Annotated in this window: 10 protein-coding genes; 6 read left to right on the forward strand and 4 right to left on the reverse strand. The window is 68.1% G+C overall.

Annotation, left to right across the window (positions count from 1 at the left end):
- Positions 1-10: 10 nt before the first annotated feature.
- Together QFZ53_RS04450 and QFZ53_RS04455 are read right to left on the reverse strand one after the other, a co-directional pair.
- The gene (locus QFZ53_RS04450) at positions 11-1,873 is read right to left on the reverse strand and encodes a glycoside hydrolase family 2 TIM barrel-domain containing protein (protein WP_307293989.1); all 1,863 of its coding nucleotides are present in this window, start codon (positions 1,871-1,873) and stop codon (positions 11-13) included.
- 79 nt (positions 1,874-1,952) lie between these two features.
- Positions 1,953-2,987: a LacI family DNA-binding transcriptional regulator gene (locus QFZ53_RS04455; protein ID WP_307293992.1), complete on the reverse strand. Its 1,035-nt coding sequence runs from the start codon at positions 2,985-2,987 to the stop codon at positions 1,953-1,955.
- Positions 2,988-3,148: 161 nt separating this feature from the next.
- Here QFZ53_RS04455 and QFZ53_RS04460 point away from each other — a divergent pair, with 161 nt between their 5' ends.
- The 6 genes from QFZ53_RS04460 (at position 3,149) to QFZ53_RS04485 (ending at position 11,547) form a co-directional block, all read left to right on the forward strand.
- A complete protein-coding gene (locus tag QFZ53_RS04460; RefSeq protein ID WP_307293995.1) occupies positions 3,149-4,462 on the forward strand; it encodes an ABC transporter substrate-binding protein in 1,314 nt (437 codons plus the stop codon).
- Between the two features lie 69 nt (positions 4,463-4,531).
- Entirely contained in the window at positions 4,532-5,437 is a 906-nt protein-coding gene (locus tag QFZ53_RS04465; protein WP_307293998.1) for a carbohydrate ABC transporter permease, read from the forward strand.
- A gap of 6 nt (positions 5,438-5,443) precedes the next feature.
- Entirely contained in the window at positions 5,444-6,295 is an 852-nt protein-coding gene (locus QFZ53_RS04470) for a carbohydrate ABC transporter permease (protein WP_307294002.1), read from the forward strand.
- Positions 6,292-8,445 (forward strand): glycoside hydrolase family 43 protein, encoded by a 2,154-nt coding sequence (locus QFZ53_RS04475; protein ID WP_307294005.1) that lies wholly within the window; start codon positions 6,292-6,294, stop codon positions 8,443-8,445. Before QFZ53_RS04470 ends, QFZ53_RS04475 begins: the two co-directional genes overlap by 4 nt.
- A 46-nt stretch (positions 8,446-8,491) precedes the next feature.
- Positions 8,492-10,876: a family 16 glycoside hydrolase gene (locus tag QFZ53_RS04480; RefSeq protein WP_307294007.1), complete on the forward strand. Its 2,385-nt coding sequence runs from the start codon at positions 8,492-8,494 to the stop codon at positions 10,874-10,876.
- A 215-nt stretch (positions 10,877-11,091) separates the two neighbouring features.
- Positions 11,092-11,547, forward strand: a complete 456-nt coding sequence (locus tag QFZ53_RS04485) for an RICIN domain-containing protein (RefSeq protein ID WP_307294010.1) — start codon at positions 11,092-11,094, stop codon at positions 11,545-11,547.
- A gap of 69 nt (positions 11,548-11,616) precedes the next feature.
- Here the strand turns inward: QFZ53_RS04485 and QFZ53_RS04490 are convergent, their stop codons facing one another.
- Both QFZ53_RS04490 and QFZ53_RS04495 read right to left on the reverse strand, forming a co-directional pair.
- A complete protein-coding gene (locus tag QFZ53_RS04490; protein WP_307294011.1) occupies positions 11,617-12,849 on the reverse strand; it encodes an amidohydrolase in 1,233 nt (410 codons plus the stop codon).
- Between the two features lie 33 nt (positions 12,850-12,882).
- Complete coding sequence (locus QFZ53_RS04495; protein WP_292910687.1) at positions 12,883-13,542, reverse strand: TetR/AcrR family transcriptional regulator; 660 nt, start codon at positions 13,540-13,542, stop codon at positions 12,883-12,885.
- Between the last annotated feature and the right edge of the window lie 124 nt (positions 13,543-13,666).

A 13,666-nucleotide genomic window follows, 5' to 3' on the forward strand; every position in this document is an offset into this window, starting at 1 on the left:
GGCTGCACCGCTAACGCGATGGCTCCGCGTGGAAGACCGGCGCGGCGGCGGGGATGCCGTCGTCGTCGGCGATCATCCGCCGCAGTCGGCCGAGCGGGATCTTCGGCACGCGGTTCTCGTCGGTGAGGCCGTTGGTCTCCTGTGCGGTGTCGGTTAGCTGCGTGTAGCACCATCCGGCCAGCGGGGCGCAGTCCCCGACCGCCGAGAACAGCGTCGAGAGATGCGTCTCCAGGGCCTCGTCCGAGGAGACCGTTCGGTATCCCCAGGTGCCGTCCGCGGCGCGGTCGACGCTCACGCCCCCGAACTCGCTGAGCAGCACGGGGCGTCCCGCGGTGTCGGCCGACTCCTCCGGTGAGCCTACGAGCATGCGCCGGCCGTTCGGCGCGATGCCGTCGAGCGTCTGTCGTACGGCCTCAGGTGTGCCGTAGCGCGCGCGAAGCACGGCGGCGTCGTTCTCGTAGTCGTGCACGGTGAAGAGGTCGGACCGGGTGTGCTCCCAGCCGTCGTTCGACACGACCAGACGCGAGCTGTCGAGGGCCTTGGTCAGGTGGTAGAGCGATCGGGCGAGCTCGCGCTCCTCGCCATTCTGGGCGATCCGGTCGACGCCCCAGCTCTCGTTGAGCGGCACCCACACGACGATGCTGGGGTGCGAGGAGTCGCGTCTGACCACGGCCGCCCACTCCCGTACCAGGCGCTCGGCCGCCAGCGCGGAAAACTCGTAGACGCTTGGCATCTCGGCCCAAACGAGGAGGCCGAGGCGGTCGGTCCAGTAGAGGAAGCGCGGGTCCTCGACCTTCTGGTGCACGCGCACCGAGGTGAACCCGAGGTCCTTGATGAGCTGCGCCTCGTGGCGTAGGGCGTCGGCGTCGGGCGCGGCGAGGTGCGACTGCGGCCAGTAGCCCTGCGAAAGGACCGCGCGCACGGCGGTCGGCCGGTCGTTGACGAGCACCCGACCGCCGCCGGTCCCCACCGAGCGGATGCCGAGGTACGAGCCTATCCGGTCGGACTCGCCGTTTGGCGGAAGCAGTTCCACCACCGCGTCGAGCAGCAGCGGATGCTCGGGGGTCCACAGCCAGGCGTCCCGTGCCTGGCTGTTGCGCAAGACGGGGAGGGAGAGCGTGAGCGTCTGGTGGGGTTCGGTCAGCTCCGCAACGTGGGCTGCAAGCGTCTCCTCTCCGCGGGCGATGCGCACCGAGAGCCGGGTGCCCGCAGCCGGACGGCCGTCGAGCTCGACCGAGAGGTGCACGACGGCGGCATCCGGATCGGTGCGCCACGTGAGCGCCTGCACATATCGGGCGGGCACCGACTCTAGCCACACGGGCTGCCAGATGCCACTGGTGCGGTCGTACCAGACGACGTGGCGCCGCTCCTCCCAGTCCTGCTTTCCTCGGGGCTGTGCAAGGTCTTGGGGGTCGTCTTCCGCGCGCACGACGAGGTCGAAGCCGTCTGCGGCGCTCTGTGGAACCACCACGGTGAACGGGGTGTGACCTCCTTCGTGCGCCCCGACGTGGGCGCCGTCGATCCAGACATCTGCCCGGTAGTCCACTGCGCCGAAGTGCAGCAGCAGCGTTCGTCCGCCGTCGTGACCGGCCTCGGCCACCTCGGCGGCGGCGACCGTGCGGCGGTACCAGAGCACGCGCTGGTACCCGGTGTCGCCGATGCCCGACGCGGGCGACTCCGGTGGGAACGGCACGATGATCTCGCCCGCGATCTCCGCCGGATTCCCCGCCCACCCGTCTGTGACTCCGCGGTCATCGGGGTCGAGGGCGAACCGCCAGGGTCCGGAGAGATCGGCCCATGAGGCGCGGAGGAGCTGCGGGCGGGGGTACCGGCCGTCCTGGCTGCTGGCCGACGCGAGGCTTTCCTGTGACATGGCAGGAAGCATATCCAAAACTTGCAGCGCTAGAAAGATGCAATCTGAGAACGGGCGTCCTGCGTCGTGCGCGAGGCCCTCAGCGGACCAGTCGAGCTACGGTGCCGCGGTCGGCGATCGTGTAGGGGGCGAGGAGATGGCGCCCGATGCCGTCGTAGCCGTTCATGCGGTCCTCGAGCAGATCGAGCGCGGAGGTCGCGATCGCACGCTTATCGGGCGACACGGATGACAGGGCCGGTGTCGCGTACCTCGCCAGTGATGTGTCGTCCCAGCCGAGCACCGAGACGTCCTCCGGGACGCGCAGTCCGGCGCTGCTCAGCGCCCTCATTGCGGCGAGGCCGAAGAGGTCGTCGCGGCAGAGCACGGCCTCGGGGGCGAGGCCCCTGTCGAGGGCGGCCGTCAGGGCGCGCACGCCGTCGTCGATCCCGAAGCCCTCGCTCTCGATCACCAGCGTCGGGTCGAGGGGGATGTCCGCCCCGACCATGGCCTCCTGGTAGCCGAGTAGCCGCAGGTGGGTCGACTCGGCGATCTCGGTGCGCACCGACGCGAGGAACGCGATGCGGCGGCGGCCTGTCGCGAGCAGCAGCTCGGTGGCCTCGCGGGCGGCCCGCACGTTGTCGATCATCACGTGATCGGTGGTGAGCGGGCGTGCGGCCTCGCCGAGCAGCACGAGCGGGGTGTCGGGGCGCAGGCGCGCGATCTCGAGTGTGTCGATGCGGGCGGGGTGGAAGATCACCCCGTCGACCAGACCCTCCTCGCGGTCGCGGATCACGGCGCGCTCGGCCTCGACGTCGTTCAGCGTCTGCTCCACGATGATCCGGTAGCCGCGGCGGCCGGCCTCCTCGCCGACGCAGCGCGCGATCTCGGCGAAGTACGGCTGGTCCATCTCCGGGATAGCGAGCGCGAGCATCCCCGTGCGGCCGGTCGCGAGGCGTCGTGCAGTGAGGTTGGGGCGGTACCCGAGTTCGTCGATCGCCGCCTGCACGCGCTCGCGCATCCGCTCCGACACATGCTCGTAGTCGTGGACGACGTTCGACACAGTCTTCATCGAGACGCCGGCGAGGGTCGCCACGTCCTGCAATCGCACCCGCCCGCCGGACCTGCCTGTCGCCATTCCGCCATCTTAGGGCCGAACTGCGAGAAGAATCCTTTGACATTTACAGCGCTATACATTAGCGTCCGAGCAGAGCAGTTCCCGCCGGTCCTCATAGACCGGACACCGCGCAGCGCCGCGGTCGAGGAAGACCGGCGGCTCCTCACATTCAGGAGAGGCAGATGAGAACACGCACCGCAGCAGTCGCTCTGGTCGCGGCCACCGCCCTGGTTCTGGCCGGATGCTCCGGCGGGGGCTCGGGAGAGCAGTCCGACGACCGCACAGTCACCTTCATGGGATGGGGATCCCCGCAGGAGGTCGACGTCTTCAAGGACATGATCGCGCAGTACGAGAAGAAGTATCCGGGGGTGAAGGTCGACTACATCAGCGTGCCCGCGGCCGACTTCCAGACCAAGCTGCAGACCATGATCGCCGCCAAGAAGACGCCGGATGTCTTCTACATGGTGGGCGAAAACCTGCAGCCTCTCGTGAAGAACGGGGTGATCGCCGACCTCAGCGACTACGTCGCGGACAACGAGATCTTCGACGCCGACAACGTGTGGAAGAACGCGATCGACCTCTGGAAGTTCGACGGCACGACGCCCGGCCAGGGATCGATCTACGCACTCCCCAAGGACATCGGCCCCTTCGCGCTCGCCTACAACAAGGAGCTCTTCGCGGCAGCCGGCATCCCCGACCCCGACCCCGAGGTCCCCTGGACCTGGGACGAGTTCGTGGCCAATGCCAAGAAGCTGACCTCGGGAGACGGTGCGGACAAGACCTACGGCACCGCTCCGTACTCGCTCGAGTCCGCGGTGTGGTCCAACGACGCCGACTGGCTGAACGCGGACCACACGAAGGTTGCCGTGACCGACCCGAAGTTCGTCGAGGCGCTGCAGTGGGTCGCCGACCTCTCCCTCAAGGAAGGGGTGGCGCCGAGCTCGGAGGAGGAGAGTTCGCTGGGCAGCTTCCAGCGTTTCATCGACGGCAAGGTCGGCATGATGGGCATCGGCCCGTGGAGCCAGGGGCAGTTCTGGGACGAAGTGAAGTTCGACTGGGACCTCATGCCGTGGCCGGTTCCGACGCCCACCTCGTCGGAGGCGACCTGGTACGGCGGCGTCGGCTTCGCGGTGTCGAAGTCGAGCAAGAACCCTACCGATGCCGAGAACCTCGCCGCCTTCCTCGCCTTCAACGAAGACGCGCAGCGTACGAACATGGAGAAGGGGCAGGCTGTCCCCAATCTCGTCGACATGACGAACGACGAATACCTGAAGATGGACACCCCGCCTGCCAACAAGCAGCAGTTCATCCGCATCATCGAGGAGGTCGGGCACCGGCCGACCCAGACCTTCACCTACAACAGCGACTGGTGGAACGTGTTCTCGACGAACGTCGCGAGCGTCTACCGGGGTGAGGTGACCGCCGCCGAGTACACGAAGTCGGTGGAGGAGGAGATGCAGACCGCACTCGACGACGCGATCGCGACGGCGAAGTAGCACCAGAGGCACAGGGTCGTCCGGGCCGCGCACCGGCCCGGACGACCCCTCACGAGAGAGGTCCGCCCCATGACGGCACCCAGGAGAGCATCCCGCCAGGCGCGACACGAACGCACTTGGAGCTACGTCTTCGTCGCGCCGATCACCGCGCAGCTGCTGCTGTTCTTCGTCCTCCCGGTCTCGGTCGCGGTCTACGCCGGCTTCACCGACTGGAACGTGTTGAGCGGCGAGCAGCACTTCGTCGGAGCCGACAACTTCACAGCGTTCCTCTCTGACCGCAAGTTCTGGATCGCCTCGGGCAACACTCTCTTCATGCTCCTGCCGATCCCGTTCTACCTCGCTTTCGGGCTGTTCTTCGCGATCGCCAGTCATCGCCGCACCCCGGGCAACAAGGTCTTCCGGGTGCTCTACTTCCTCCCGTACGTGTCGTCGATCGTCGCTCTCGTGGTGATGTGGAAATGGCTGTTCAACTATCAGTTCGGCCCCGTCAACCAGGGGCTGAGCGACTGGTTCGGCATCCGAGGACCGGATTGGCTGGGGGATCCGGCGTGGATCAAGGTCACTATCGTGATCATGATCGTCTGGAAGATGATCGGCATCACATCGATCTACTACCTGGCCGCCCTCAACAACATCCCGGACAGCTACTACGAGGCGGCACGGCTCGACGGTGCGTCCGGCATCCGGATGTTCTTCTCGATTACCCTGCCGATGCTCTCGCCCGTCACCTTCTTCCTGGTCGTGGTCGGCATCGTCGGCTCGCTGCAGACCTTCGTCGAGGTGCAGCTGTTCACCAAGAACGGCGGCCCGAACTACAGCGCCGCCACCGTCACCTACTACATCTGGGAGAAGGCCTTCGCGTCGAACCAGATGGGGTACGCCTCGGCGGTCGCGGTGTTCTTCGCGCTCGTCATCCTCGTCATCACACTGATCCAGTTCCGGGTGTCCCGGCGCTGGGTGCACACGGAGGACTGAACCGACATGGCCACTCTGCGAACCCTCACGGCGCGGCGCCGCGCGACGACCGTCGTCTTCTTCGTGCTCGTGCTGCTCGGCGCCCTCACGATGGTGCTGCCGTTCCTGTGGATGGTGTCGACCTCGCTCAAGCAGTCGAAGATGGTCTTCGAATTCCCCCCGCAGTGGATCCCCGATCCGTTCGACTTCTCGCACTACGTCGATGTCTGGAACGTCGTGCCGCTCGCCTCCGGTCTGCTCAACAGTGCGATCGTGACCCTGTTGGTGGTGGTGATCGGCACCTTCTCGACCACCATGGCGGCGTTCGCCTTCGCGAAGCTCGCCTTCCCGCTCAAGGGGCTGCTGTTCACGCTGCTGCTGGCTACGATGATGGTGCCGGGCATCGTCACGCTCATCCCGCAGTTCCTCGTCTACGCCGAGGCTGGCTGGATCGACACGCTGCTGCCGCTGATCGTCCCCGGCCTCCTCGGCAACGTACTCATGCTGTTCTTCCTGCGGCAGTACATGATGGGCCTCTCCACCGAGCTGCTCGATGCCGCCAAGCTCGACGGCGCGGGATACTTCCGCATCTACTGGAGCGTTTTCCTGCCGCTATGTCGGCCGGCGATCGCGGCCAACGTGATCATCGTCTTCATGGCGACCTGGAACGACTACCTCGGCCCGCTCATCTTCACCAACTCGCCGGACAAGTCGACCGTGCAGCTGGTCGTCGCCTCGCTCACGGGCTATTACGCCGAGCAGACTGACTTCCCGATGGTGATGGCGGCATCCGTCATCGCCGTGCTCCCGGTGGTCGTGCTGTTCAGCCTCATGCAGCGGCACTTCGTCGACTCCTTCGCGATCAGCGGGATCAAGTGACCGTGGACGTCTACGAGAACCCTGTCGCCCGCGACGGCGACTACGCCGACCCGTTCGTGCTCCGCCACGACGGCCGCTACTACCTCTACTCGACGACTCCGCTGGTTGACTGCTGGAGCTCGGACGACCTCCTCGACTGGCGGTCCGAGGGGCCCACGATCGCGTCGGACGCCTTCCCCGGGCTGGTCCCGTTCGCGCCCGAAGTGGTCTACGCCGACGGGGCGTTCCACATGTACACCTCGCCGTCGGGGCACGGGCACCACGTGCTGCGCAGCGAGAGCCCCACCGGTCCATTCGTCGACGTGAGTGGGAACGTCGGGCACGCGATCGACGGCAACGTGCTCATCGACGATGACGGCCGCTGGTACTTCTACTGGGCGGGAGACCAGGGGATCTGGGGATGCGAGATGCCCTCGCCGACCGAGTTTGGGGAGCCCGTACTCACCGGCATCCACATGAATGGCTGGACTGAGGGCCCCTTTGTGGTGAAGCACGGAGGCAGATACCATATGACGCTCACGGGCAACCATTACCTCAGCGCAGGCTACCGGATCGACGCAGCGGTGAGCGATCACCCGCTTACCGGATGGACGCCGGGACCTCTGAATCCGCTCGTGGTCAGCACAGCCCCGGACTACACCGGCCTGGGGCACAGCAGCAGCGTGGTCGGTCCCGACTTGGTCTCGACCTATCTCGTCTTCCACAACATGAACCCCGACCTGACTCGGCACCTGAACATCGACCGGCAGGTGTGGAGCGGCGGCAGGCTGCTGGTGCTCGGTCCGTCCCGCGAGGCGCCCGCACCCGCCCCGCCGAGGCATCGCTGCACCTGGGTCGCCGCCGACCCGACGTCCTGGGAGGTCGAGCGAGGGATGCTGACCGCCGGTGATCGCTCGGCCGTGCTGTCGGGCGCGCAGGGTGCCGCGGCGCTCTGGAGCATCGGCGCGGTGCCCGCGCTCACCGTCGAGGTCTCGCTGACGGCTCTCGACGCCGCCGAGCACGGGGTGATGCTCGTGGCGGAAGACGGTCGTCGGGTCGTCGTCGTGGTTGATCGCGATGCGCACCGCGTGATCGCGACCGACCGTGGGGAGCCGGCAGGGAGCGTGCCACTTCCGCCCGGGTTCGCGCAGGCGGCGCTGCACACGTGGGGGATGGTCGCCGACCGCGACCGCATCGAGGTCTTCCTCGACGGTCGGCATCAGGCGCTGGAGATCCCGCCGCTCTCCGCACCCGCCGGCGTGGGCGTGCACGCGCGCGGCGGCGGAGTGCGTATCGGCCACGTCGCGCTCACTGACACCACCCCCGACGATGCCGACCGCCGAGCGGTCGCCCCGGTACCGGGGAGGCTCTGGGCCGCACTCACGCCCGATGCGCCCTCGACGCAGGGCGAGAGCCTCGCGCTCGCCGCAGGGGAGTCCGCCGCGTACCGCCTGCACGCCGCGCGCGGGGGGCTCTTCTCCCTGCAGCTCGCCGGCGTGTTCTCCGCCGGAGACGCGATCCAGGTGGATGCCGGGGGAGAGAGCGCCCGCATCCCGGTGCGCCACGACGGTCACGTCGTGACCGCGGAGATCCGCCTGAGCCGTGGGGAGAATCCCCTGTATATCACCGCAGAGGCCGGCACGCCTGAGTTCGAGTTGATCACGGTGTCAGAGGCCACCGGCGACGGCATCACGGGTCCGCTCGATGGCGCGCTATCCGGCTACGGGAAGACGCTTCTCGACCGGACACTTCGCGCGGACGCCGATATCGAGGCGACGCTCTCGTTCATGGCCTTCGAGGATGGCGGGCACGGGGATCTCCTCGTGAGGGCGAGCGCCCTCTCCGAGGGAGGAGAGGGTGCAGACACCCGACTCGGCGTGAACTTCGTGCTCGGGTACTCCGTGCAGGTGCACGCTGATCGGGTGGTGCTCGCCCGGCACGACTACGACGAGCGCATCCTGGCTTCGGCCGCAGCGGACGCCGCATCGGCGGTGGCTCACCGCGTGGTCGTGCGGCTGCGCGGAGAGCGCATCGCCGTCGAACTCGACGGCGTGCCGATCATCGACGTCGCGGACGTCCTCCCTCACGCGACGGGCGCCACCGGCATCCGCGCGGTGGGCGGGGATATCCGCGTGGAAGAGCTCGTGGTGCGCGGGATCGCGCACACCTAGACCGGGGCGGCGAACGTCCGTCTCGACGAAGAGAAGGAGCAGCGTCATGCAGAGAACATCCACGGGGCGGCGACGGCCCTCCCGTCTGACGGCCGTCCTCGCGGCGGCGGTGCTGGGGGCGGCCGGCCTGGTGGCCCTCCCCACGGCGGCTTCGGCCTCACCGGGTTCGGTGGTCGCGGCGCCCTCGTCGCCGAGCGGCGCGGAGAACAACGACTACCCGCGCATCATCCGGCTGGGCGCCAGCGCGGACCAGAGCCGGCGGGGCGACCTGCTGGTGATGTACAGCGTCAACGACACCGGCGTGCGCACGCACTCGGTGGTCAAGCGCAGCACCGACGGAGGCCAGACCTGGTCGGCGCTGAGCACCCTCTACTCGCCCACCCCGGGGTGGGGCATCTATTTCGGATCGATGTACGAGCTGCCGCAGGCGGCCGGAGGCCTGCCCGCCGGCACGCTCATCGCAGCGGGCAACGCCTGGGACAACGTGAGTTGGTCGAATCAGGAGGTGCAGACCTTCATCAGCACCGACTACGGGGCCACCTGGACACGCCGCGGCAACTGCGTGACGAAGTCGGGTGCGCCCAACCAGGTGTCCACGGGCCTGTGGGAGCCGGAGATCGTGCTGAACGCGAACGGCGACCTCGCCTGCCACTTCTCGGACGAGCGGCTGCGCTCCTCCGGTTACAGCCAGAAGCTCGTGATGACGACCTCTTCCGACGGCGGAGCGACCTGGGGCAGCCAGACAGACGTCGTCGCGGTGGGCGACAGCAGCTCGCGCCCCGGCATGCCGATCGTGCGGAAGCTGCCCAACGGCACCTACGCGCTAGGCTACGAGCTGTGCCGCGACTCGGTGGGCAACGCCGACCAGACCTGTCGCGTCTACCTCAAGACCTCGCCGGACGGAGCCTCGTGGGGGTCGGCGACCGACCTCGGTACACTCGTGCAGACGGCGGACGGCCGTCAGCTGCTGCACACGCCCGCACTGGCGTGGAGTCCGGCCGGAGGCCCGAACGGCACCCTCATCATGTCCGGCCAGCGGGTCGTCACAGGAGCCGACGGTCCGACGACGGTCGTCAAGCCCGAGTCGGGACGTGTGGTGTTCACCAACACCAACCTCGGCGCTGGCGCCTGGCAAGCCGTATCAGCGCCGATGACGATCGACCCCACCGGCGACTACAACAACGGGCCGGGCAAGCACTGCGCCAACTACAGCCCGAGCATTGTGCCGACGGCATCCGGGTCCGCGATCATGATGGTCTCGCCCAAGTTCGTAGCGGGGTCCACGGCCCGGTGCGACGTGCGGTTCGGCACGGGTCCCGTGGGAACCCTTCCCCTCTATGCGCCGTTCGACTCCGGCAACGACATGGGCTGGTCCACGTACGGCGGCACCTGGTCGGTGAGCGGCGGGGTGTACTCCCAGGCCGGAGCCTCCAGCGGGCCGAAGTCCCTGGTGGGCTCGACGGGATGGACCGACGTGACGCTCGACACCGACATCCGCCTCGACACGACCGGCCAGGCCGGCGTGCTGCTGCGCACCCGCGCGCCCGGGGTCGGCGCCGACGCGCACGCCGGGTACTACGTCGGCGTCGAGACCAACGGCACGATCTTCATCGGCAAGCAGAACAACAACTGGACCTCGCTCGCCCTGCAGAACGTGACCGGCGGCGTGAGCGCCGGCGCCTGGTACCACCTCACGGCGAGCATCGTCGGGTGCACGATCACGGCCACGATCAAGCCGGACAACGCCACGACGTCCACAACGGCGACGGCCACCGATGCCGGATGCTTCGCCTCCGGTCAGGCGGGAGTGCGCACGCACTTGAACTCGGCGTCGTTCCGTAACCTTCAGGTCACCCCAGCGGGCGGCTCGACCGCGGCGTCCTACGCCGACTCGTGGGCGTCGGGCGCATCGACCGGGTGGACGGGGTATGGCGGCAGCTGGTCGACCATCGCCGGGGGCATCGAGCGTCAGTCGGCATCCGCGACTGACGGCCCGAAGCTGGCGTCGCCGATCGCCGGGGATGCGTACACGGTGTCGTCGGACGTTCGTCTCACCTCGCTGACCGCACCGAGCGGCAACGCGGGCGTGCTCGCACGGGTTACGTCTCCCGGCGTCGGCCCCGATGCCTACACCGGCTACTTCGCCGGCATCGACGGCAGCACTGGGCGTCTGTCGCTCGGTACCGCGAACGGATCGTGGACGCCCCTCGCCGACACCGGGGTGCCCGGCGGCGTACAGGTGAACTCCTGGTACCGAGTCACACTCCGCGCCTCGGGCTGCACGATCACGGCGACGGGGCAGCGCACCTCGTCGTGGGATCAGGCCAGGGTGACGACGACGGTTCCGTCGTGCACGGCGAGCGGCTCCGCCGGCATCCGGGCGATGCTCGCAGCCGCCGACTTCAGAGAGTTCCTCGTTTCGAAAGGATGATGTCAGGGCGTCCGTTCTTCGGATGATCCCCGTTTCTCGGACGGTCCACGCAGGATCGTCCGAGAAACGGGCATCCATCCGCCCGCCCCGCGCATCGGCGGGGTCTGGGCGGCCGCCCACATCGTCACCACGGCCGGAACTCCGGACTTTCGTACATGTCGGCGGTAGTTCCGCGGGTTCGCGGACACATCCCCCGTGGTTCCGGCGGTGGACCGGTGGGGCGTCGTCGCTTCATCCTCACCGAGATCGGCTGGTCCAGCACCCTCGACGGCGTGCGCACGGTGAGCGCCGGGGGCAGGTCGATCGACAATCCGAACCACAGCACGACGGCCGGCACGCAGCTCGTGATCTGGACGAGCAACACCGGAAGCAACCAGAGATGGCAGTTCACGAGGCAGAGCGACGGCTCATACGAGCTGAAGAACGCGGAATCCGGTCTCTGCGCCGACGTCGAGGGAGGATCTCTTGTCGCGGGAGCGAAGGTCATCCAATGGACGTGCACCGGTGGAGCCAACCAGCGCTGGACCGCCGTGGCTCGGGCTGACGGCACGTACACGATTGCGTCGGTGAAGAGCGGTCTACTGCTCACGGCGACGGCATCGCCGAACGGCACCGGGCTCACCCAGCAGGCCGCGTCGGCGACAGCTGTTCAGAAGTGGCAGGTCCAGTAGGACCGATCCCGTAGACCGCGGGATGCGCCCCGGAATCCGTGCGGGTCCCGGGGCGCATCTGCAACAGGCTCAGGCGAGGAACTCCCGCGCAGCCGTCTCCATCGCGGTCACGCCGACCTCGATGGTCGGGTGGATCTCTGGCGCGAAGTACGGCGAGTGGTTCGTCGGGATGTCGCTCTCGACGCGGCCCTTCGCCACGGCCTCCGCGAAAACCGCGGGATCGAAGCCGCCCCAGAACCAGAACACCAGAGGCGCTCCCGCATCCCGAGCGAACCACGAGACGTCCTCGCTGCCGGTGAACAGGCCGGGGTCGATCACGGCCTCGTCGCCGAGCTTCGCACGCAGCGCGGCGGCCACGCGGGTGGTCGCCTCCTCGTCGTTGATGGTCGCGGGCAGCGTGTGCAGGGTCTCGATGTCGGGCTCGCGCTCGGCTCCTGACGCGAGAGCCTCGGCCTTCACGATCCGCTCGACGCTCGCGAGCACCTTGTCGCGCATCGTGTCGGTGGGGTAGCGCAGGCTGAGCTCGAGCGTGGCCTCGGTGGGGATGATGTTGTTCTTGAGACCGGCGTGGATCGAGCCGACCGTGACGACCGCGACGTCCTTCGGGTCGATCTCGCGCGAGGTGATCGTCTGCAGCCGCATCACCGTGGCGGCCGCCATCACGACGGGGTCGATGGTCGTGTGGGGGCGCGAACCATGCCCGCCGCGACCGTGCATGGTCACGGTCAGCCCGTCGGATGCCGACATCTGCGTGCCGCTGCGTACGCCGATGATCCCGGCGGGGAAGGGGGTGACGTGCTGCCCGAGCACGATGTCGGGCCGGGGGTAGCGGTCGAGGATGCCGGCGTCGAGCATCGCTCTGGCTCCGGCGCCGAACTCCTCAGCGGGCTGGATCAGCACCACGACCGTTCCCGACCACTCGTCGCGCGTCGCGAGCAGCCTCTCGACGGCGCCGATCATCGCGGTCACGTGCATGTCGTGGCCGCATGCGTGCATCACCGGCACGTCGTGCCCTGCCGGATCGACACCGCGGGCGGTGCTGGCGTACGGCAGGCCGGTCGCCTCCTCGACGGGCAGGCCGTCCATGTCTGCGCGCAGCCAGACGACAGGACCCTCAGTCCCTGAGTCGGTCGACGGGTTGGAGAGCAGAGCGACGACTCCTGTGCCTCCGACGCCCTCCTCGACCTCGAGCCCGAGATCCCGGAGGTGGCCGGCGGCGATCGCGGCCGTGCGGTGCTCCTGGAATGACAGCTCGGGATGCTGGTGCAGGTCGATGTAGAGCGCTTCGAGATCGATCGTCATGGCCTGAGCCTACCCGCGGGAGCGGGCGCGGAATCAGGAATCGTGCACGTACGACGCGAGCTCGGGGCCCGGGTGCAGCACGGCGTTCACGATCGCACGGATCGCGAATTCGCTGGCGTGCGCCAGCTCGACGACGTCAGGGTGCAGCAGCCACTGCAGCTGCAGGCCGTCCATCACCGCAAGGATGGCGGCGGATGCCGCGGCGACGGTCGCGGGTTCGGTCACGCCCTCCTGCGCGCAGAGATCGGCGAAGGCGTCCGACACGTCTTTGCGCAGCACCGTGTAGCGGTGCTCGAAGTACGCGCGCCCGGGATGATCGTCGGTGACCGACTCGGCCGACAGCACGGTGTACGCCTGCACGATGCCCGGCCGCTTCTCGTTCACGAACGCGGTCTTCACCAGATGGACGAAGAGTTCGGGGCCGTACGGGATTCGCTTGCTCTCGAGATCCTGGACGTCGGCCTGATCGCGGTAGTCGAGGACTTCGAGCAGCAGCTTCTGCTTGGAGCCGAAATGGTGGAGCACCCCCGCGTGGGTGATGCCGACCTGCTCGGCGACGTCGGCGAGCGTGCCGTTGGCGAATCCCTTGTTGCCGAAGATCTCGACCGCGGCCTTGAGGATCTGCTCGCGCTTCGCGCGGGTCGCCGGACGCACGCGGGACGACTCTGGTGCGGAGCCTGCGCCGTTGCTCATCGCGCTTCCTTCGTTTACTCGATCGTGACTTGATCGTACTTGCGATCACGCTTACCAGTCGGTAACCTCACCAACAACTTACTTTCTCGACAGTAAGTAAAGCAATCGCCCTCGCACAACGTCC

This window comes from Microbacterium natoriense, assembly GCF_030816295.1.
In the GTDB taxonomy this organism is placed as follows: Bacteria; Actinomycetota; Actinomycetes; order Actinomycetales; family Microbacteriaceae; genus Microbacterium; species Microbacterium natoriense_A.

Coding starts and splice junctions, on each gene's coding strand:
- QFZ53_RS04450 (WP_307293989.1), bottom strand. CDS start 1,873: ATGTCACAGGAAAGCCTCGCGTCGGCCAGCAGCCAGGACGGCCGGTAC.
- QFZ53_RS04455 (WP_307293992.1), bottom strand. CDS start 2,987: ATGGCGACAGGCAGGTCCGGCGGGCGGGTGCGATTGCAGGACGTGGCG.
- QFZ53_RS04460 (WP_307293995.1), top strand. CDS start 3,149: ATGAGAACACGCACCGCAGCAGTCGCTCTGGTCGCGGCCACCGCCCTG.
- QFZ53_RS04465 (WP_307293998.1), top strand. CDS start 4,532: ATGACGGCACCCAGGAGAGCATCCCGCCAGGCGCGACACGAACGCACT.
- QFZ53_RS04470 (WP_307294002.1), top strand. CDS start 5,444: ATGGCCACTCTGCGAACCCTCACGGCGCGGCGCCGCGCGACGACCGTC.
- QFZ53_RS04480 (WP_307294007.1), top strand. CDS start 8,492: ATGCAGAGAACATCCACGGGGCGGCGACGGCCCTCCCGTCTGACGGCC.
- QFZ53_RS04490 (WP_307294011.1), bottom strand. CDS start 12,849: ATGACGATCGATCTCGAAGCGCTCTACATCGACCTGCACCAGCATCCC.
- QFZ53_RS04495 (WP_292910687.1), bottom strand. CDS start 13,542: ATGAGCAACGGCGCAGGCTCCGCACCAGAGTCGTCCCGCGTGCGTCCG.